We start from the raw sequence: 20,117 nt of genomic DNA on the forward strand, positions 1-20,117 counted from the left end.
CCTCATGATTCGTCACGCGTGAGGGGTGCGTTGACCGCCGGCAGGCCTCCCGAGAACGTTCGCCTGCCAGTCCTCTGCTTCCCTGAGCTCCTGGTCGTCGCCGTGCGCCAGCGCCTTGCTCAGCGGCCAGATCGTGCCCTTGTCCGTCACGCGGTGAAGCCGCGCGCGCGCCAGCGTCGCCTCGGAGAAGTCGGCGAAGGACACGTCGGCGTGCGAGAGATCTGCATGGCTCAGGTCGGCGCGGCAGAAGCGGGTCCCCGGGCAGCTCGCCCGGTGCCAGACGCTGGTATCGAGCCGCGCGACCGAGAAGTTCGCGGCGCCCGCGCGCGCATCCACGAAGAGCGCCTGGCTCAGGTCGGCCTGGGTGAGGCTCGCGTTCAGCAGGGTCGCCTCGACGAAGACGGCCATGTGCGCGCTGGCCCCGTCCAGCCGAGCCCCGGTCAGATCGGCGCCCTTGAAGCTGCACTGTGTCAGCGTCGCCCCGGAGAAGTCGCAGCCGTGCAGGTCGGCGTTCGTGAACTGCGCCCCGCTGAGGTCCATGCGCCGGAAGTCCTTGGGCCCCATCTTCACCTCGACGAGGGTCGCTTCCAGGAGGGTGGCGCCCGTGAGGATGGCCTGGGACAGGTCCTGACGGAACAGGACAGCCTTGGTCAGGTTGGCCTGGGAGAAGTCCGCGCCTGCGCTCTCGATCTGAAACAGGCTGGCGTCGGCCAGGTTGGCGCGGAAGAGCCGGGCGTTCTTCAGGCTGGCGTGCGCGATGCCGGCCGACGAGAGGTCCGCTCCGGTGAGATCGGCCGACGAGAGGTCTACGTCCGACAGGCTCGCTCCGATCAGCGAGGCCTCGGCGAGCGCAGCGCCCGCGAGGGTGCAGTCCATGGCGGTGCCAAGGTGAAAATCCAGACCCTTCAGGTTCGCTCCCGCGAGGTCACAGCGGTGAAAGATCGCCTCGCGCACCTTGACGCCCGCCAGGTTGGCGTTGGCGAAGCGGACCTCCTCGAAGATCCCGCCGGAGAGGTCGAGCCCCGAGAGGTCGAGGCCCGACAGGTCCAGCTCCGAGACGACCTCTCCGTCTTCGATCAGCTTGCGCAGCGCTTCCCTATCCATGCTGCCTCTGGGGCGGTATCACCCGAAGTCGCTTGAGGTTGGCGCCCTCGAAGCTCGTGTCGTTGTCCCCGACCATCCGGTCGGCGCACACGCCGAACAGGTTGGCCTTCTCGAAGATGGCCCCGCGGACGCACGCGTGGTTCATGACGCTCTGCCTCAGGTCAGCGGCGTAGAGCGACGCCCCGGTGAGATTCGTTCGGGTCAGGATGGCCTCCACGAGGTTCGCGCGGTCCAGGGTCGCCTCGGCCAGGTCGGCCTCGCTCAGCAGCGCGCCGCGCAGGTCGGCGTCCGAGAGGTCGCTGCCGCGGAGGCGCGTGCCCATGAAGTTCGCGCCGGCGAGCGTCGCGCCGCAGAAGTCTGCGCCCGCGAAGGACGAGCCCTTCACGCTCGCGAGGTCCCTGGCCACGGCGTTCCGGAAGACGGCGCCGTCGCCCTCGGCGGCGATGAAGGTGGCGGAGCTCAGGTCGACGCCGGTGAAGTCGACCTCGGTCACGTTCACCTCGTTGAACGTGGACCCCGAGAGCCGCGCGCCCAGGAAGCGCGCTCCCGTGAGATCCACCTTCTGGAACGTCGCCTTCTCCGCGACGACGCCCTCCAGGTTTGTGTCGCGGAGATTGGCCTCGGAGAGGTCGGCGCCCGAGAGGTTGGCGCGGGACAGGTCCGCTCCCCAGAGGTCGGCCTTGACGAGCACGGCCTCTCCGACAGCGACGCCGAGGGCCTTCACGTCCCGCAGGCACGCCGAGCCGAGGTTGGCCCCATCGAGCCTGGCCTCGGAGAGGTCCGCGCCCTCCAGGTTCGCGTGCGCCAGGATGGCTCCTGTGAGATTCGCCTTTCGCAGGTTGCTCCCGGTGAGAGAGGCCGACTCGAGGATGGCGCCCTCGAGGTCGACTCCCTCGAGGTCGAGATGGGAGAGGTCGGCGCCCGAGAGATCGCACCCCGCAAAGCTCCGCCCGTCCTTGTGGCCGGCCTCGACCTCGCGGCGAAGTCGCAGCGCCTCCTCGCCGTCGAGGCGCGCCGAGGCGGGGAAGAGGTGCGCGAGACGCGGCCCCTCTTCGTCCCACGCGGCGCGGAACGAGGCCTTCTCGTCCAGATCTTCCGCAAAGTCAGGGGACTCGTCCTCTGCAAAGGCACCTCCCAGGGCCTCGTCCTCTGCAAAGGCATCTCCCAGGGCCCCGTCGTCCGCGAGGTCGCGACCCAGGGCCTCGTTGTCCACGAGGTCGTCGCCCAGGGCCTCGTCCTCTGCAAAGGGGTCTCCGGCTGGCGCTTGAGGCTCTTCGTCGGCGACGTCGGGGGTGTCGTCGTGGAGGTCGGCCTCCCGGGCGGCGGCCCGGGCCTCGTCCTCGAGCGTTTGCCAGTCCAGCGCCGACAGGAGCTCTTCTGCCTTGTCCTGCGCGACACCGTCGCTCTCCATCGTCTGCCGCAAGCGCTCGCGCACCTGCGACACCGGGACCTCGCTCGGCTGGGCGGCGGCGCTCCGGCGCGATTCCTCGAGCAACGCACCGACGTCCACCCCGTCACTCTGCGACGCTCGGCGGGCGAGCTTGCTCTCGACCAGGCTGACCAGCGCCTCCTCGGATTCAGCGAGGGGCTCCTGGGCCTCGGTGGGGCCTTGCCGGGACAGATAGGCATCGGGATCGAGGCCCTGCTCCCGCAGCCGCTTCTCGGCCCATTCCGTGAGCTCTTTCTCCTGGCGAAGCGCCTCGGCGTCCTCGGCGTCGTCGGCCGCGTCCGGGGTCATCGCCGCCGCCGACGACGCGGTCGGCTCCGGGTCCGCCTCGTCGTGGTCCCCCCCCGGATGGTCCACCCCCGCCTCCGCCTCGGACCACGCGAGGCCCTCCTCGTCGTCCTCCGCGCCCTCGGGGATGCCGATCGCTCGCTCTGCCCCGTCCTCGTCGGCCGCGGCGGCGAGGTGCTCGGGGTCGATCCCCATCTCGGCGAGCTCGGCCTCCGTCAGGTCGACGCCGGCGTCCTCGTCGGCTCCGGCGTCGTGCGCGCCGGCGGCGCCAACGCCAGCGCCGGCCGCGACCACGGCCGCGCGCTGGGCGGCTCGACCCGGGGTACCCCCCAGGAACCCCTGCCGCCTCAGCTTTGATGCGAACCCGGAGAGGTTGTCATCGGGCAGCGGCGGCGCCTCCGGATCCTCGGGCTCCGGCATGAGCACGTCGTCCTCGTCATCCGGCAGATCGGGATTCCGGGGGCCGAGCCGCGGGGTCAGGTACTCATGATAATACGCCGCGGGCCTGGGAGCGCCCATGGCCTCGCAGGCGACGAGCACGGCAACGACGTCCTTCGCGTCGTCCTCGGCGATCTCGACGCCGCCGCGGAAGAAGACGACCCCACGCTCGCGGTGCGGGAACAGGCGCACCGTGTCGAGCTTCATGGCGGGCTCGCGGATCTCCACCCCGTCGCGGGTCTTCAGGCAGACGAAGCACCGGCCCGCGACCCCGGGGAGGGCGCCCTCGATCCGGGGCCTGTCGGGGTGCATGTTCTCGACGACGAAGGTCTCGTCGCCCCGGAAGAACCCGTCGATCTGCTGATCGTCCGGGGCCATGTTGAACAGCGTCGGGTCCATGTCCCGCGCAAAGCCAGGGAAGCACTCGTCGCGCCACGCTGCGTCGCAGGTGCCGATCTTCGAGAACCTCTGCGGCCAGGTGATGTCGTACCCGTCGAGGCCGGCGGGCGCCGGGCGGTCGCCGCGGCCGCGGATCAGGTGCCTTGGCGACTCGATGTTGGGGAGCGCCGCGCCCCTGTCGCCGTGGCCCTTGCCCAGCGGGTTCTTGGCGAAGCCCTCTCCGCCGAAGGCGTTGCGCCACGTGACGGGCATCTCGGTGAACGGCGCCGGGTCCGACATGCCGAGCAGCCCCCACGTCCTGTCGCCGATCACATAGAGGCTCTTGTCGATCGGCCCGAGCTGGACGCGGACCGAGCTCGCGGGGCGAGCGACGCGCCCCGGCGGGTAGCAGCGGCCCGTGACGAGGAGCTCGCCCCGCGTCTTGGGGTTGAGCTCGTCGAGGAGGCCCTCGCTGCCGAGCTCCTCCGTGGCCAGCTTCCAGACCGTCGGCTCGTAGAGCAGCCTGGCCGGCCTCTCACAGGAGAAGCCGACGAAGGCGGTGACGAGGAGGTGCGGGGTGCGCTGGGCCATGAAGACCCTCGGCACCACCCCGAGGCGCATGGGTTTGACGATTTTCATTCGACGGCCTTCAGGTGGCGGGAGCCATGGAGCGTACGGATCGGCGTCGAGCGCGAGCCCGTTCCACGAGGAGCAGGTGGATCACTTCACGATGAGCATGCCCACGTCCTGCACTTCGAGAGCGAACTTGATGCGACCCAGCTCGGCTCTCCAGTCGAACCCCTTCGCCCTGATCTCCTGCGCGTTCAGCTTCTTCACCTCGAGAGGGGCATACTTGTACGCCAGTCCGCTGATCCTCTCGGTCTTGGTCCCCTTGATGATCTCGATGCGCGACCCGATCTTTGTCTTGTAAAGGCCCGTCACGTTGCCCGTGGCGTTGCCCACCACGGTGCTCTCGCTCGTCCCTATGGTCGTCGCGGAGCGCTTGCCGGTGATCTTCGTGTCGGTCGGGCCCGTGATCTTCGTCCGGTTCGGCCCGGTGACCGTGACCTCTCGCCCTGCGTGGAAGTTGCTCCTGGCGAAGCCGACGACGTCCGTTCGCCGCGTGCCGGTGACGCGGGTCTGGCTGCTGCCGTTGATCGTCGTCTTGTTCAGCCCGGTGACCGTCGTCTCTCGCCCGCCAAGGAAGGTGCTCTTGTCGTGGCCTGTGATGGCGGTGGTACGCTTCCCGAGGATGGTCAATTTGCTCTTGCCGTTGACGGTGACCGTGCGATCGGACAGGAGCAAGGCCGTGTCGTCGCCGCCGATGGTCGTGTCCCGGGTCCCCTTGATGAAGGTCTTCCGGTTCCCGAAGACCTTCGTCGACTCGTTGCCTTTGATGCGCGTGTCGCGGTAGCCCAGGATCAGGTTCTGCGAGTATCCAACGATGAAGTTCCCGGCGTATCCGCCGGTGAAGCTCAAGCGGAAGCCTCCCACGATGTTCTCGGAGATGCCCGCGGTGATCGTCGTCCGGTTGCCGCCGATGATGCTCTCCTGGGAGCCTGCGATCACCGTGAGGGCGTGGCCCTGCGTCTTGACCTCGTACGAGTGGCCTGCGTTGGGCGCCCCCATCCGGACGTAGGTGTTGTCATAGGGCGTCGACAGGGTGATCCGCTCTTGCCCGGCTTGGTCCTCCAGCTCGAGGCGGTTCCGCCCGCCCGTCTGGATCACGTTCCGCGTGTTGTTCCCCGAGGTGACGGGGCTCGGCGTCAGCGCGTTGGGCGCGACCCCGACGATGGCCGGCCGGTCTGGATCGCCTCCCGCGAAGGCGCACATGACCTCCGTGCCGGCGCGCAGCGGGAAGTGGAAGCCCTCGATGCCGCCGCCGTGGGGCTGGAGCATCCGGACCCAGGTCGACGCCTTGCCCCCGGTCAGGTCGCTCTCGTCGAAGTGGAACTTGACCCGGTAGCGACCGTGGCTGTCGATCTGGGCGTACTCGCTGACCGCCGGGCCGTCGACGACCGCGGGCTCGGTGCCGTAGATGCGCGGCCACTCGGTCACCTGCGGCGCGCGGAACTGCGCCGTCGCGGCGATGGCCCTGGCCTCGACGCGGTAGTTGTCCTCCCACGGCGTGAGCCCCTGGAGCTCGGGCACCTCCGGGGCCTGGTTGGCCCAGTGCTCGACCTCGGTGGTCAGGTACTGCGTGTTGAACGCGGCCCGCGGGTGCTCCTCGAGCTCGAAGGTGAACCCGGGGATCAGCGTCACCGACGATCCCGTCGCCTGGTAGACGACGGCGGCCGCGGAGAGGCTCTCGGCCTTGATCCGCGCCAGCCGCTCCCCGTCGCTCGGCGAGAAGAACCGCGCGCCGTACAGGCTGACCTCGCCGAAGCCGCTCGGGCTGACCGACGCCTGCCCGGCGACGGGCACGGCCGGGTTGGCATAATCGTAGTCCTTGAGGCGGACCGCGCCGGGCACGGCGCCGTGCCGGCAGGTGAAGGCGCGGATCGTGTCTCTCGCCGTGTTGGCGCCGGGCTGCGGGTAATAACGGACGGGCTTGCCGCCGTGGGGCTGATGGATCGACCGATCGTCGGTCAGCACGAGCGTCTCGCCGCCCTCCCCGTGCTCGAAGTAGTAGTAGATGCCCTCGCGCTCCATCCACCGGGCGATGAAGGCATAGTCGTTCTCGCGGTACTGGCAGACGTGCTCCTCGGGGCGGTAGGTGCCCCGGAGCTGGAGCGCGACGTCCGTCACGCCGCCCTTTTCAAGGACGCTCTGGATGATCTCCGGGATGGCCTTCTCGCTGAAGATGCGGCTGTGAACCGACAGGGTGAGCAGCTCGAGGCGCGAGACCATGGTGGCCCGGAAGACGCACCGGCCGGCGAAGTCGTTGATGAGCTCGATGCTGCCGATCACGCCGCTCCGGACGAAGCGCTCGCCGCCGTCGCTCCGCTCCAGGGAGACGGTCACCGGCTGGCCCACGGCCCCGGCCATGTCGATCTCATGGCCGGCGTCGCGCGTGGTGATCAGGTAGAGCTCGAAGCGATAGAGCCTCGAGAGACCCTCGACGCCGTGAAAGGCGGCCAGTCGGGTGGAAGCGGGCAGGGCGCTCGATTGAACGACAAACTCGTCGGACATGGGGGGCCTTGTGGGTGAGAGACGGCGACAGGCGCGAAAGCGACAGCAGAGCCTGGCGGGGCTTTGCGACGATCGTGTGTCGGAACGCCTGCTTGTTGCTGTCGTCGACGGAGCGCTGAAGTTGGAGTGGAAATTTGTGACTCCAGCGTGTGCTCGCCCCGCGGGGATCGCCGCCGACGACGCGCGCGGGATCGCGCCTCCGGTGCGCCGCGGCGCGCTCCCGGAGGTTCGCGCGCCGCGGAGGCGTGCTAGAAGGCGGCGCACATGAGCAGGCTCTCCGAGCGCGCGTTTGCCGAGATGGTCGAGTCGGGGTGTCCCTCGTGCGGGGGACGAGCGCTGAACCTGCGCTCGTACGTCGACGCGCTCGTGCCGCTGATGGAGGGCGAGCCCGTCGGCCCGGTCAAGTGGGTCTACAAGGGCGAGATGTTCGTCGACGGTCTGTACGAGATCGCGTGCGGCGCGTGCCAGCACCTCCTGTTCAAGGACGACCGCTGCCCGCGGTGCCACGCCGAGGGCGGACTCGCGCGCGGGCTCGCGACGACCAATGGGTACGCGGTGCCGGAGCGGTGCCTGCGGTGCGAGCACATCGAGGTGCGGTTCATCGCGTTCGTGCCAGCGCGCGTGAAGTACGAAGGAAAGCGCGCGGACAGGGCGCAGACGAGCGTGGAGCTGCACGACCCCGGGTTCCACGGCTATCGCGTCGACTGCAAGGACTGCGGCAAGATCGCCGAGCGCACGGACGCGTGCCCGATCTGCGAGAGCCCGGCGCCGATCCGGGCGCGCTTCAGCTAGTTCTGCGCGTCAGGAACCCCGCCAGAACAACCGGTCGATGACGAGCGGTCGCCGAAAATAGCGGCGATCGCCATCGTTTTCCGACGCCCTGGACCGGCGGCCCGCGGGCCTCGCCGTCGCACTGGCGCCCGCAGCCGAACGCCGGTATCGTGTATCGAAGATGCATCCTGCCTTCGCCAGCATTCGATTCGGCCCCTTTGCGAGCGCCTACCACTCGGAGGCAATGACTCCGGAGCTCAAGGAGGCGCTTGGCGCATTTCTGGAGAAGGAATTGCTGCCGCAGGTCGAACGGCCTTTCGATTCGACGAGCGGAGCCCTGGTAGCAGCCTACGACGGTGATAGGTACTGCGGTCCGAACAGTGCGGTCCGGAACATCTATAAATTCGAGTGCGTATTTCATCGTTCGTCGGGCGATGACACGATCGATGTCGAGCTGGTGTTCCGCGCGGAGACCAGCGCGTTCTCCACAAGGAGCGGCAAGCCGCTCTACCTCTGGACTGCCGCCCGCCGCGAACGACACGAAGCGGAAGGTCGGCGTATTCAAGACCTTTGCGGTTGCATCGCGAAGCACGAGGACGTGGAGGCCGTCTGCCCCTTGTGTTCGGCTGTGCTGAGAGTCCACGATTCACCGAGTCTGTTCGATGTGAGTTGCCCCAACCGATGCTTCAAGTACAACTATCACCGAGATGCGGCGGACGGGCAGCTCCTGCACGGTCACTTTTTCCGGAAGGAGCCCGGTGATGTCTGACCCCGCTCATGTCGGATGTCGGGCGGCTGGTACACGCCCCCGTCTTCGCACCGATCTTCCTGGTGATGAAGGATCCAGCCTGGCGGGCCCAGCCGCGGACGGTCATGCTCGACAGGACGAGGAGGCGCTGCGTCTACGATGAACGCGATCGACTATCGCACGGGTGACGCGACAGAACCCGCTGGAGAGGGACCAAGGATCATCTGCCACGTCTGCAACGATATCGGCGGCTGGGGGCGTGGGTTCGTCGTCGCGCTCTCGAAGAAGTGGCCCGAACCCGAGGCGCGGTACCGCGCTTGGCATGCCCAGGGTGAAGAGGGTGGGTTCAAGTTGGGGGCAATACAGCTCGTCGACGTGGGCGATGAGCTCTCGGTCGCGAACATGATCGCCCAGCACGGCGTGCGTCCGCAGCGCGACGTTCCTCCAATCCGATACGATGCGCTTGCACAGTGTCTTGCCAGCCTCGCGGAGCACGGGCGGCGTGTCAGCGCATCGATCCATATGCCGAGGATCGGTTGCGGCCTCGCGGGCGGGAAGTGGCCAGAGGTCGAGGCCATTGTCCAGAGAACGCTTTGCGCTGCCGGACTGTCCGTGCACGTTTACGATCTCTAGCGCGGGTGCTCGTACGCGGGCCCGCCGGAGCAGGAAGGGCCGCGGCGCACCTGCTCTCGCGGTGGGACGAGCTGGAGACGCGCCGCGAGGCGGCAGGTAAGGAGTGACACAGATGAGCATCCGGCACAGCGCCGTCCGGGGAGGCGGTCACCTGATGGTCATCGCGGGATCCGAGGGGGCGGTCCGTGACAGCAGGAGCTGGGCGTCGGAGCGGACGCTGGCGCCGGCCGTGGATGCCCATCGCCAGCGTACGCCCACGCGCGATGTTTCGCGTTGCCCGTCTGTGAAATGAAACTTTTTGCCCCGCAACGCGTCGAGGTGGACTGTGCTCTACCCCTATGACGACGACGACTGTAACGCCCGACGTGACGACCCCTACAGGAACCTCGCCGAGCTCACTCGCAACGCCAAGGAGTTTCGACGGCAGATCCGCGATGGCGACCCGACCAGGCGCGTCCGCCATGGGATCGCAGGCATCATGCTCCTCCCGCTCGTGACAGTGATCGGCTGCACCGATTCACCGGTCCACGACTTCTCCGTCAACGACTTCCATCACGCTATCCTCGGCGCGCTCTGTGCGAACCTCACCGCGTGCTGCGGCGTGACGGTGCCTGCAGACGCGTGCGTGGACCAGCTCCGATCCTCGATGGGCGCGCACCACGAGCTCCAGGCGGAAGCTGTCGCGGCAGGGCGGCTCGAGTTTCACGAGGGGCCGGCGCGCGCTTGCGTCGATCATATGCAAGCGCTGTCGTGCCCCGACTTCGAGGCAATGGGAGCCCCCGGGGCGTGGCCCGCATGCCACGGCGCGTTCGTCGCGAAGGTCGCGACGGGGGGCGACTGCGCGGTGTCCGCGGAATGCGCAGACGCGGACACCTACTGCGAGGTCGCGATCTTCGCGCGCCTCGGTACGTGCGTGGTGAAGCCGGGGGCCGGCGATCCATGCACGCACGAATGTGGCGAGGGCCTTGTGTGCCCGAGCAAACGTGGCTCCTTTTGCGTCGCGGCGAAGCCCAACGGCCAGGCATGTGAGAGCGACCGCGCGTGCCTGAGCGGCTACTGCAACGACTCAGGTGGTGAGACCATCTGCAGCGACCCCGAGGCCAACGGGCAGCCGTGCGCCAATGACAGTCAGTGCAAAGAGGGCAACTGCGACACCTCAAGCGACCCACCCGTCTGTGCGCCGAAGAGGCCGGACGGCGCGACATGCACCACGGGCGACGAATGCGCGAATGGCGCGTGCGTGGACCATCGAGGTTCGGGCGTGTACACGTGCGCTTCGGCGGCGTCCGGATGCTCCATCTCCCTCTGATCGGCATCACAGTTTCGCGGGGCGGACATGCCGCAGATTCCTCGCCTGCGTCGACCCAAGCTGCACGAGTGGGTCGCAAGCTCCTCGGATGAAGAGCGCCGCGCGTAGGTAAAAGAAGCCGGATCGCAGCGCAAAGAAGTGTAGCGCAGCAAACCGAAAGGGTGGGCCGCGAGCGTCGTGATGGCTCGGTCCTGGGTCGAAAGAGCGTGGTCCGGGCGGCGCCGAGCGCGCTACGGGGCGCATCGGCGTGCCGTGGGCACGCGTGTCCGTCCGGGCGTTGGTCTGGCCCGGGAGGCGCGTCGCGAGACGCTATGCCGCGTCACCGGGCGCCTTGCGGCGCAGAACGGTGCTCTTCCAGTACGGCGGCCGCCGCATCGAGTCACGCCAGGTCCTGCGCGGCGCGGGCCTCGTCGCCGAGGTCGCGTGCGGCGAGCACGTTCTCGAGCAGGCCACGACGTGCTAAGCACTCGGAGATGGCTTCGGGAACGGGGTTATTGTGCTGCACACCGCTCGCCTTGGTCATCGCCTGCGCGGCCGAATCCTCGCGCGCGCCCGTAGACGCGGGCACCGACGCGCCGCCCGCGGGCACCGTCACCGCGCCCCCACCGCTCCCGCATGAGGCCGCCCTCGACGCACGCTTCGTGAAGATCACGCTGCACCGCGAGTTCCACTGCGAGGGGGCGAGCTTTGCGGACTTCAATCGCGACGGGGTGACGGATGTCATCGCGGGCCCGGATTGGTACGAGGGGCCGGGGTATGGCACGAGCCATCCCGTGTGGCCGAGGCAAGCCTTCGATCCGCACGGCTACTCGGATTGCTTCTTCGAGTTCCCCTACGACTTCGACCACGACGGGTTCACCGACGTCCTCGTCGTCGGCTTTCCGGGGGCGCCCGCGGCTTGGTACCAGAACCCGCGCGACGGCGACGCGCTCTGGGCTCGTCACGACACGCTGCCGTGGCCGATCGACAACGAGTCGCCCCTGTTCGCCGATATCACCGGCGACGGCGTGCCCGAGCTCGTGCACATGTCGGGGGGCGTGCTCGGAACGTCGTCGCCCGGCGTGGACCCGACCGAGCCGTGGGTCTTCCGGGCGCTCACCGAGGATCGGGGGTACGGCGCGTTCACGCACGGCCTCGGTGCAGGCGACGTCAACGGGGACGGCGCAAGCGACTTGGTCGAGGCGAGCGGCTACTTCACGCGGAGCCCAGAGTCGCCCGATGGCTTGCCGTTCACGCGCGTTGAGCAGCCGTTCGGTGCCGGGGGAGCGCAGATGCCGGTGGTCGACGTGGACGGCGACGGGGACGCGGACATCGCGACCACGCTGGCCGCTCACGGCTACGGGCTCTCCTGGTTCGAGCAGGTTCCAGGCGCGGCCGGCGCCGCGTTCGTGGAGCACGTCGTCGTTCCGGGGACCACGCCAGATGCCGCGTCGAGCGTGGTCATGCACGAGCCGCACGCGCTCGCTCACGCCGACATCGACGGTGACCGGCTCCAGGACCTCGTGAGCGGCGAGCGCTTCTGGGGTCATGTGCCTGCCGGCATGCCGGACTTCGACGCGCCGGCCCGGCTCTACTGGTTCGAGCAGGCGCGAGCGGCGGAGCGCATCGACTTCCAGCCCGTCCTCATCGACGACGATTCGGGGGTAGGCACCCAGCTCACGGTCGCGGACGGTAACGGAGACGGTCGGCCGGACATCGTCATCTCGAACAAGAAGGGGGCTTTCGTCTTCCTACAACGCTAGGACACCGATCACGTTGATCGACCGAGAAATGAGCCGCCGAGGACGCTGGCGGGACGCGGCGCCGCCGGACTTCGGCTTCGCCGTAAAAGGCGGTCTTTGCATTGCGCCCATGATGAGCATGAGCATGAGGGTCGTCCCTCAAAAATCGTGCCCCGAGCCCCCTCGAACGTCGAGGCTACGCTCCCATGAAGCGGCTCCGAGACGTGGCGGCTGCCCCGCCGGCCCGCGCCCGTGCCGCGCCGGGCGCGACGTCACTCCGCCGGAATGAACGCCTCGAGCGCCTCGAGCACGCGCGGCACGACAGGCAGGCTCGGATCGGTGTAGGCCGCGTTCTGCGATGCGCTCGAGAGCGTCGCGGCCTTGAGCGTGTGGCTCATCCCCTCGACGACGACGAGCTCCGCGTCCGGCCGCGCCCCGGCGAGCAGCTCGGCGTCCTCCACGTTGACCTGGGTGTCGGTCGTCCCTTGCAGGAGGAGGACCGGCGCCGTCACGGCCTGGATCTCCGCCGCGGGGTCGTACTTCATCCAGGAGATGAGATAGGGCTGCACGCTGGGGCGAAACAGGCTCATGAGCGAGGTCGGGACGTCCTCCACGGGCTGCCCTTGCTCGAGCTGGTCGAGGATGCCGTTCGCCGTCTCGAGCAGCGCCGGATCCTGCTGGAGGCCGCGCGCGAGCTGCTCGCGAAGGACGTCGCCGATGGGGCGTCCGGCGCCGGCGATCGAGACGTAGCCGTCGATCGCGGTCCGCTGGGCGACGAGCATCCCGAGCAGCGAGCCCTCGCTGTGCCCCACCACCGTGACCGTCGCGAACCGCCCGTCGCCGCGGAGCTTCTCCACCCAGAGGGCGGCGTCGTCGGCGCCCATCTCGAAGCGCATCTCCTGCTCGGTGCGGGGCGCGGCGGAGGCGCTCCGGCCGATGCCTGCCTTGTCGTAGCGGATCGACGCGATGCCCCTATCCCGGAGGCCCTCCGCCAGGAGCTTGTACGAGTCCGCGAGGAGCCCTGTGGCGGGCTGGTTGCCGTCCCGGTCCGTCGGCCCCGACCCGGCGATGATCACGACCGCAGGGAACGGCCCGCACCCGGCCGGCACCTCGAGCGTGCCCTCCAGCGCGCCGCGCGCGTTCTCCACCGTGACATCGACGCTGGTCGCCTCCGGACACGCCGGGACGTCCGGCCCCGGGGGTGACCCGCCGTCGCCCGGGGGCGCGCCGCTTCCGCCGGGAGGCGAGGCGTCTCCGCCGGCGCCGCAGCCGGCGCCGAGGAGCGGCCACGCGAGGGCGGCCGCGCAGGACAGAGCAACACCGGCGCGGCGCGCCGGGGCCATGAGACGAGATCGAAACGACATGACGAGTCCTCCTTGGAAGCGAGGGGGTTGTCCAGCGAGGCCCGGGCGCACCACGGCGCCCTCGCGGCCGGCGAGCACGATGAGCGCGCGCCGCGTGGTCAGCGCGGCGCGCCGGGAGCGATGCGCACGCCGCGTGAGCCGCGCGGCGCGCCGGGAGCGATGCGTCAGCCGAGGTGCGCGAGCGCGACCTTCGACAGGATCTCCGAGGCGGTCACGAGGCCGATGAACCCCGCGATGAGCGCGGCGCCGCGCAGGCCGGAGGCGTTCTTGAAGGCCTGGTAGAGCAGCGTCAGGAACCACGCGAGGCACAGCGTCGCCGCCACGGCGAAGGCGGCCAGCTCGGGCGTCAGCCTCGGCACCGCGCCGGCCGGCGCCTCGGGGGCGAGCAGGCCGAGCGCGAGCCCCGCGAGCGCGAGCGGGGCGCGCGAGAGCCCGATCACGCCGACGAAATCGATGATCCGCACGCGGCGCCGCAGGAGGCGCGCGTACGCCCAGAAGAGCAGGGCGGGCAGGGGCCACGCGAGGGCCTGCTCGAGGAGCGCTGTCGTGATCGGAGCGACGTCCGGCGTCGCGTGCAGATCGAGGAAGCCGTCGAACCGGACGCCGAGCCGCGTGATCGCGACGCTCAGCGCGGCGACGGCGAGCCCCGCCGCGGCGGCGATCCCCCCGCCGAAGCGCTCGAAGGGGTTCAGCGCGAGCCGCCAACCGCTCCGGGGAGGCCGCGGCGACAGGGTGGCCAGGAGGCGCTCGCCTTCCGCAGGCTTGATGACGTTGTCGCGCACGAGGGCGCGCACCCTCTCGTCCGGCGTGGTCCTCATCATAGTCCCACCTTTCGCAGCGCCTCCTCCGCCTCCTTCGCGGAGAGCCGCCCGTTCTCGAGCGCGTCCAGGATCTCGTGCCGGCGCCTCTGGACCCCCTGCTCCAGCGCCTCGATCCGGCCGATGATCTCGTCGAGCCGGTTGCGCACGGTCGGGTAACTGACCTGAAGCTGCTGCGCCATCGCCTTCAAGCTCCCCGACGAGCGCACGAACGCCGTCACGAAGGAGAGATCGTCCGGCGAGAGCTGGAGCAGCGCGGGGATCTCGAACTGACCGTCCAGGTTCGTTCCGCAGGTCTGGCACCCGAGCCGCGTCGCGCGCAGCTCACCGTCGCAGCTCGGGCATTGGACGACAAATCTTGCCACGGGATATGGTAATTATCGATCCCGGATCAATTTTGTCAAACGATCGATCAACAAAAATTGATTCGCGGATTCATTTTGTTGATGTGCGTGCCGCGCCGCTTCTCACGCGGCGAGGAGGGCGGCGTGGGGCGGGCGAGCACCCGGCCCCACGCCGCTCGTCGGTCGCGACCGGCGGCTCAGGCGGCCCGCGCCGCGGCTCAGCGCCGGCCGCGCCGCGGCTCAGCGCCGGCCGCGCCGCCGCGCGAAACCGAGCGCGACGACAAGGCCGGCCAGCGCCAGGGACCCGGGCGCCGCGGGCAATCCGGCCGCGCGGTAGCTGCAGCCGCCCTCGTCGCCCCCGTCGCCCTCGTCGCCCCCGTCGGTCCCGCCGGTCCCCGCGCCCGTGGATCCGCCGGACGCGGCGGAGGTCGTCACGCCGGAGCCGCTCGCCGCATCGCCGCCGCCCGTGCCGGGGCCCGCGCCGGTCCCGGTGCCAGCGCCCCCGCTGCCGCTCGTCGCCGCGCCGGCGCCCCCTGTGTTGTCGGCGCCGCCAGCTCCCCCGCCGCCGGTGCCGCCGCCGCCCGTGCCCCCGGCGCCGCCTTCCCCGGAGGAGGGCAGCGCGGGGCGGACGTCATCGAGCGTGTCGCCCTCCACGGCGTCGTCGATGACGATGATGGGGCTGTCCGTGAACTCGCTCGGGTTGCGCAGCAGGCCGAGCTGCGTGAAGTGCGGGTTGCCGTCGGCCAGGGTCTGCGCCTGGCCGCCGGTGACGACCTGCTCGCCGTCGAACCACACGTCCACGGCGCCCTGGCCCGGGTTCGTCGACCACCGGATGTGCAGCGCGATGCGGTGCCACACCCCGGGCGTCACGGCGCCGTCCGCCTGCCAGTGCACCTTGTTCGCGGGCTTCCGGGTCGCAAAGCTGATGTTCTGACCCGTGACCTCGAACGACATCATCTGATTGTACGTCGCGTCGGACTCCCAGTATCCGATCTGCGTCGGCGGGTCCGCCGCGAGCGCCTCGGGGAGATAGAAGCTCCAGGCGAAGTACGTCTCCTTGCCCTCGGCCGTGCGCCCCGCGGCCGGCTTGTGGTTCAGCTCGACGCGCTTGATGCCGTTGGGCCACCGGGCGTCGTTCGTGAGCTGGATCTGCCCGGCGCGCGTCCCCTGCAGGACGGGCGACGTGACCACGGAGATGCGCTCGCCGTTCAGGGTCGTGTTCCACTGTGACAGGTCGCCGGTCTCGAAGTCTCCGGTCCACACAGGCGCCGCGGAGGCGCCCGTCGCGACGGTCATCGCCAGCGCGGCGGCGGGCAACGCGGACAGGGCGGACAGCAGGCGCGTCCGCCTCCCGAGCGGCGCTCGGCAGCGGGCAAGCAGATCTCGATGTGCGGTAAGGATCGATGTAGAAGTCATCGGCCGATTCCACGCTTTTTCCGGCGGGGCGTCAACCGCGAAGCGCGCGCCGATTCAGGCGGAGAATTCGACCCAGAGCGAGCGCGCCTGCCGCGACGGCAGGTGGATGAGGCGATCTCCGGTGTTCAGCGCGTCGCCGGGGCAGGTCCAGGGCTCGAGGCAGACGAAGTCCTTGCCTCGCAGGGTCCACACGACCCAGTGGGTGAACTCGGGCGAGCCGCGGACGGCGATGCGCGCGCCGGCCTCGCCGTCGATCGTGAGCGCGCTCTCGGTGGCGCCGTGATCGAGCAGGTGGAGGTCGACCTCGGGCCGGGTCAGGTCGAATCCGGAGAAGGGCACTTCCTGCTTCGTCGTGTTGTCGAACGCGCGCGTCGCCCGCGTCTCGATCGAGGTTCGCGCCTTGTCGGCCTGGGCGACGGCGAAGTAGGGGTGAAAGCCGACCCCGAACGGCATCGGCGGCGCGCCCTCGCCGGTCTCGTTGGTGATGCGGAGATCGATGCGGAGCGCCCTGCCGCGCAGCGTGTAGGTGAGCTCGGCGCGGAAATCCCAGGGGTACTGCGCGCGCGTCGCCTCGCTCGAGCGGAGGCCGAGGCGCGCGTAGGCGCCGCCCGACGCGAGGGTGCCGTGGTCGTCGAGCGACCACGGCAGCGCGCGGGCGAAGCCGTGCTGCCGCATCCGCCCGGCCGCGCCGGCGGCGGACCAGGCGTCGTCGGCGAGCTTGCCGGGCGAGGGGAACAGCACCGGGTTGCCGCCGCGCACGTTGGCGGCGCGATCGTCGAACGTGGCGCGATCCAGGTAGAGCAGCTCGCGGCCGCCGACGGTCAGCCCGGTCAGGATGCCGCCGCGCGCGGGGGCCAGCACCGCGCGGGTCGCGGCGTCGCTGTCGGCGAGCTCCACGGTGGGGATCGCGCCTTCGATTTCCTTCACGCTGAACATGGCACCTCCGGTCCCTTCATGTGCTGTGCGGTTCATCTCCTGTGCAGCCACTCGAGCAGCGCGACGACCGCCGCGAGCGCCGCGATCGGGAGCGCGATCCACCCGAGCAGGGTCGCCCAGCCCCGGCGCAGCGAGCGGCCGCCGCGGTCCTCGCACGCGAGGCAGATCGCCCAGACCCGCGCGCCGCCCTCGGTGAGCACGCAGCAGTCGCCGCACACGGGCGCGTGGCACCGCGCGCACGGCCCCGCCGCCTCGGCGCCGCAGCGCGTGCAGCGCGCGACGGGCCCGCCGCCGTCGTGGAAGATCAGGCCGCCGGACATGGGGCTGCGCCGTCGGGCGGCGGCGTCAGGGCTGCGTTACCGGGCGGCGGCGTCAGGGCTGCGTCGTCGGGCGGGGCGGGCACGCGTCAGCTCGGCCGGCAGGCGCCGGGGCCCCGCGGATCGCCGCAGCTCCCGCACGGCCCCGCGGCCGGCGCCGGCGGGCCGTCGCCGCGTCCGACCGCGAAGACGGAGAGGACGCGCTCGACGTCGGTCGCCTGGCACGACGGGCAGGGCGGAGCGGCGTTGTCGAACACGAGATCATCGAACGACCGAGAGCACTTGCGACAGATGTACTCGTAGACGGGCACGGACGTCTCCTCCGCCCCGATTCTGCAAGCTCCGTCGGGCCGAGACAACCGGCAGCGCCGGCCCCGCGGCAGAACGGCGCGCCGCCGGGCGTGCCCGCGGCGCGGGATCGACGGCGCCGCCCGCCATCGCGGCTGCGGCGTCCCGGGATCCTGGTAAGATCGCGCCGAGGAAGCCCATGCCGTACGCCAGCGAGACCTCGCTCGTCCCCCTCCGGCCGCCCGGCGAGGACGAGCTCCCCCACGACGATGGTGAGCCGATGGAGAGCGACCGCCACCGCAAGCAGATGCTGCTGCTCATCGAGTCGCTGGACCTCTTCTGGAAAGATCGCGATGACGTCTACGTCAGCGGCAACATGGCGATCTACTTCAGCGAGCTCCAGACCATGAAGAACGACTTCCGCGGTCCGGACGTCTTCGTGGTGCTCGATACGGTGCGCCGGGACAGGAAGTCCTGGGTGGTGTGGCAGGAGAACGGCAGGACGCCCGACGTGGTGATCGAGCTGCTGTCCGAGAGCACGGAGTCGGTCGATCGCGGCGAGAAGATGCGCATCTATGCGAAGGTGCTCCGGGTGCCGGAGTACTTCCTGTTCGATCCGATGAAGTGCGTGCTGGAGGGATATGCCCTGGATATCGGCGCTCGCAGCTACAGGCCCATGGCCTCGAGCGCGGACGGCGAGCAGGTCAGCCAGCAGCTCGGGCTGCGTCTCGGCGTGCGGGAAGGCACGTACCTCGGCAGCCAGGGGAGGTGGCTCCGGTGGCTCGACGCCGAGGGGCGCGTGCTCCCCACGGCGGAGGAGCAGGCCCGCGCGGCGGAGGAGCGGGCGCAGGCGCTCGCGGACAAGCTCGCGGCGTACGAGAAGCGCTTCGGACCGCTCACGTGAGAACGGCACCTACCTGAGCCTGCCCGCCGGCTCCGGTGCCGGCGCGTCCAGACGCGCTGCCTGACCCGCGGCGCCGTGCGACGTCGTCGTCCGCCCCCCGGAAGCGCCCGCTCAGCGCAGGCCGGGGAGGCCCAGGCCGGGCAGCGAGTTCCCGAGCGCCGTCAGGAGCTGGTCGTGCGTGATCGTCCCCGCGAGCTGGAACGGCAGGTCGACGTTGAGCGTCTCCCCGCCGATCGCGACCGTGCCGTTCACCTGGTACGGGACGCCTCGGCCCTGCGCCGTCAGCGTGGCGATGCTCGTGAGATCCTGCCACTTGACCGACAGCGGCACCTGGATCGGAGTCCACGTCTTCGCGGGCAGCTTGAGCGGCGCGGGCACGGTCACCGTGCCGACGTCGTACTTGCCGTCGAGCAGCACGGTCGCCTTGAGCGAGCGCGTCGAGAGATCGATGCTGTTCGGGTTGTACGCCTGGATCTGGACCCGCAGGTCGATGCCCTGGGCGGTGATGGCGGTCACCGCGGCGACCTCGGGCTTCAGCGTCGGCGGCTCGGGGCGCGAGCACGCGACAAGGGTGACGGCGGCGGCGAGGAGCAGCGATCGCACGGGACGAGGTGTGGCGCGGAATCCCGTGGAGCTCAACGGAAATCGGGCGCAGCGCAGCCGTCCGCGGCGGGCGCGTGCCGAGCGCGCGGCAGCCCGAGGAGAGCGCCGTTCCGGCGCGAGGGGCCGCCGCGGGGGTCCGCCGCGGGCTTCCGCCCGCGCGCTTCCGCCCGCGCCGGGATCTCCTCGATCTGCTATGCCCCGCTCATGGGGATCCTCCCGCTCGCCGAGCGCCTCGCCAAGAGCGCGCTGAACAGGTCCGGAGCGCAGAGCCGCTGGGTCGACACGTCGGTCTGCAAGCTCCACCTCTACGACGCCGCGGGCACCGGCCCGCTCCCGACCGTGGTCCTGCTCCACGGCATCGGCTCCTCCGCGATCCCGTACGCGCCGGTGCTGCAGCGCCTCCGGCGGCGCGCCCGCCGCGTCATCGCCGCCGAGGCGCCGGGGCACGGGTGGAGCGCGACGCCGGCGTCGGCGTTCACGCCGGAGTGCCTCAGCACCGCGATGAACGAGCTGCTCGACCGCGAGCTCGACGAGCCCGCCATCGTCGTCGGCAACTCGCTCGGCGGCGCGGTCGCGGTGAACTACGCGCTGAGCTCGCCGGACCGCGTTCGCGCCCTGGTGCTCGCGTCGCCCGCCGGCGCTTGCATGGAAGAGTCCGAGCTCGCGGCGCTGCTCGGCACCTTCAAGCTGCGGTCGCGGGCCGAGGCGCGCGCGTTCTTCGCGCGCCTCTACCACCGCGTCCCCTGGTTCACCCCCCTGGTCGCCGGCGACGTCGTGCGGATGTTCTCGCGCGAGACCATCGTCTCCTTCACGAGCTCGGCCCGGTGCGACCACGCCTTCACGCCCGAGCAGCTCGCCTCGCTCGGGATGCCCATCCTGCTCATCTGGGGCCGCTCGGACCGGCTGATGCCGAGCGCCAACCTCGACTACTACCGGCGCCACCTCCCGCCGCACGCGGAGATCGAGGAGCCCGAGGGCGTCGGCCACTGCCCGCACGTCGACGACCCGCGCCGGTTCGCCGCGCGGATCGTCGCGTTCGCGGAGGCCGTGGTCTCGAGGGGAGCCGGCGCGGCGGCGCCCGCGGCCGCGTCAGGCGTCGCCGGGGAGCGCGCCGTGCCGCTCGAGCAGGGCACGGGTGAGGCTGCGACGTAGCGGGAT

At 70.5% G+C, this 20,117-nt stretch carries 19 protein-coding genes; 7 read left to right on the forward strand and 12 right to left on the reverse strand.

The window, feature by feature from the left end; genetic code table 11:
• Positions 1–12: 12 nt before the first annotated feature.
• The 3 genes from WMF24_RS07710 to WMF24_RS07720 all read right to left on the reverse strand — a co-directional run bounded on the left by WMF24_RS07710 (position 13) and on the right by WMF24_RS07720 (position 6,787).
• Positions 13–1,104, reverse strand: a complete 1,092-nt coding sequence (locus WMF24_RS07710; protein WP_437735717.1) for a pentapeptide repeat-containing protein — start codon at positions 1,102–1,104, stop codon at positions 13–15.
• Positions 1,097–4,294, reverse strand: coding sequence for a DUF2169 family type VI secretion system accessory protein (locus WMF24_RS07715; protein WP_437735718.1), 3,198 nt, complete (start codon positions 4,292–4,294; stop codon positions 1,097–1,099). The genes WMF24_RS07710 and WMF24_RS07715 overlap by 8 nt, the downstream gene beginning before the upstream one ends.
• Before the next feature lie 81 nt (positions 4,295–4,375).
• The gene (locus WMF24_RS07720; protein ID WP_437735719.1) at positions 4,376–6,787 is read right to left on the reverse strand and encodes a type VI secretion system Vgr family protein; all 2,412 of its coding nucleotides are present in this window, start codon (positions 6,785–6,787) and stop codon (positions 4,376–4,378) included.
• 264 nt (positions 6,788–7,051) lie between these two features.
• Between WMF24_RS07720 and WMF24_RS07725 the strand changes: the two genes are divergently transcribed.
• The 4 genes from WMF24_RS07725 (at position 7,052) to WMF24_RS07740 (ending at position 10,248) form a co-directional block, all read left to right on the forward strand.
• A complete protein-coding gene (locus WMF24_RS07725; RefSeq protein WP_437735720.1) occupies positions 7,052–7,579 on the forward strand; it encodes a hypothetical protein in 528 nt (175 codons plus the stop codon).
• A gap of 160 nt (positions 7,580–7,739) precedes the next feature.
• Complete coding sequence (locus WMF24_RS07730; protein WP_437735721.1) at positions 7,740–8,327, forward strand: hypothetical protein; 588 nt, start codon at positions 7,740–7,742, stop codon at positions 8,325–8,327.
• 138 nt (positions 8,328–8,465) lie between these two features.
• On the forward strand, positions 8,466–8,939 hold the full coding sequence (locus tag WMF24_RS07735) for a macro domain-containing protein (RefSeq protein WP_437735722.1): 474 nt from the start codon (positions 8,466–8,468) through the stop codon (positions 8,937–8,939).
• Positions 8,940–9,237: 298 nt separating this feature from the next.
• Positions 9,238–10,248 (forward strand): hypothetical protein, encoded by a 1,011-nt coding sequence (locus WMF24_RS07740; RefSeq protein WP_437735723.1) that lies wholly within the window; start codon positions 9,238–9,240, stop codon positions 10,246–10,248.
• Between the two features lie 379 nt (positions 10,249–10,627).
• On the opposite strand, the gene WMF24_RS07745 is transcribed toward WMF24_RS07740, so the two are convergent.
• Positions 10,628–10,900: a hypothetical protein gene (locus WMF24_RS07745; RefSeq protein ID WP_437735724.1), complete on the reverse strand. Its 273-nt coding sequence runs from the start codon at positions 10,898–10,900 to the stop codon at positions 10,628–10,630.
• Between WMF24_RS07745 and WMF24_RS07750 the strand changes: the two genes are divergently transcribed.
• Positions 10,890–11,990 (forward strand): FG-GAP repeat domain-containing protein, encoded by a 1,101-nt coding sequence (locus tag WMF24_RS07750; RefSeq protein ID WP_437735725.1) that lies wholly within the window; start codon positions 10,890–10,892, stop codon positions 11,988–11,990. The two genes, WMF24_RS07745 and WMF24_RS07750, sit on opposite strands and share 11 nt — an antisense overlap.
• A 251-nt stretch (positions 11,991–12,241) precedes the next feature.
• On the opposite strand, the gene WMF24_RS07755 is transcribed toward WMF24_RS07750, so the two are convergent.
• The 7 genes from WMF24_RS07755 to WMF24_RS07785 form a co-directional block, all read right to left on the reverse strand.
• On the reverse strand, positions 12,242–13,333 hold the full coding sequence (locus WMF24_RS07755) for an alpha/beta hydrolase (RefSeq protein ID WP_437735726.1): 1,092 nt from the start codon (positions 13,331–13,333) through the stop codon (positions 12,242–12,244).
• 164 nt (positions 13,334–13,497) lie between these two features.
• Complete coding sequence (locus WMF24_RS07760; protein ID WP_437735727.1) at positions 13,498–14,154, reverse strand: YIP1 family protein; 657 nt, start codon at positions 14,152–14,154, stop codon at positions 13,498–13,500.
• On the reverse strand, positions 14,151–14,516 hold the full coding sequence (locus WMF24_RS07765; RefSeq protein ID WP_437735728.1) for a DUF2089 domain-containing protein: 366 nt from the start codon (positions 14,514–14,516) through the stop codon (positions 14,151–14,153). Before WMF24_RS07765 ends, WMF24_RS07760 begins: the two co-directional genes overlap by 4 nt.
• Before the next feature lie 219 nt (positions 14,517–14,735).
• The gene (locus WMF24_RS07770; RefSeq protein ID WP_437735729.1) at positions 14,736–15,791 is read right to left on the reverse strand and encodes a polysaccharide lyase; all 1,056 of its coding nucleotides are present in this window, start codon (positions 15,789–15,791) and stop codon (positions 14,736–14,738) included.
• Between the two features lie 174 nt (positions 15,792–15,965).
• Entirely contained in the window at positions 15,966–16,847 is an 882-nt protein-coding gene (locus tag WMF24_RS07775) for a galactose mutarotase (protein ID WP_437735730.1), read from the reverse strand.
• A gap of 32 nt (positions 16,848–16,879) precedes the next feature.
• Entirely contained in the window at positions 16,880–17,167 is a 288-nt protein-coding gene (locus WMF24_RS07780) for a hypothetical protein (RefSeq protein ID WP_437735731.1), read from the reverse strand.
• Between the two features lie 86 nt (positions 17,168–17,253).
• Positions 17,254–17,475: an FmdB family zinc ribbon protein gene (locus WMF24_RS07785; RefSeq protein WP_437735732.1), complete on the reverse strand. Its 222-nt coding sequence runs from the start codon at positions 17,473–17,475 to the stop codon at positions 17,254–17,256.
• Between the two features lie 176 nt (positions 17,476–17,651).
• Here WMF24_RS07785 and WMF24_RS07790 point away from each other — a divergent pair, with 176 nt between their 5' ends.
• Entirely contained in the window at positions 17,652–18,356 is a 705-nt protein-coding gene (locus WMF24_RS07790; RefSeq protein WP_437735733.1) for a Uma2 family endonuclease, read from the forward strand.
• A 111-nt stretch (positions 18,357–18,467) separates the two neighbouring features.
• Here WMF24_RS07790 and WMF24_RS07795 read toward each other — a convergent pair whose 3' ends face one another.
• Positions 18,468–18,959: an LEA type 2 family protein gene (locus tag WMF24_RS07795; protein ID WP_437735734.1), complete on the reverse strand. Its 492-nt coding sequence runs from the start codon at positions 18,957–18,959 to the stop codon at positions 18,468–18,470.
• 204 nt (positions 18,960–19,163) lie between these two features.
• Between WMF24_RS07795 and WMF24_RS07800 the strand changes: the two genes are divergently transcribed.
• Complete coding sequence (locus WMF24_RS07800) at positions 19,164–20,111, forward strand: alpha/beta fold hydrolase (protein ID WP_437735735.1); 948 nt, start codon at positions 19,164–19,166, stop codon at positions 20,109–20,111.
• Positions 20,112–20,117 lie beyond the last annotated feature (6 nt).

It is taken from the genome of Sorangium sp. So ce1335, assembly GCF_051521615.1.
Lineage (GTDB): Bacteria > Myxococcota_A > Polyangia > Polyangiales > Polyangiaceae > Sorangium.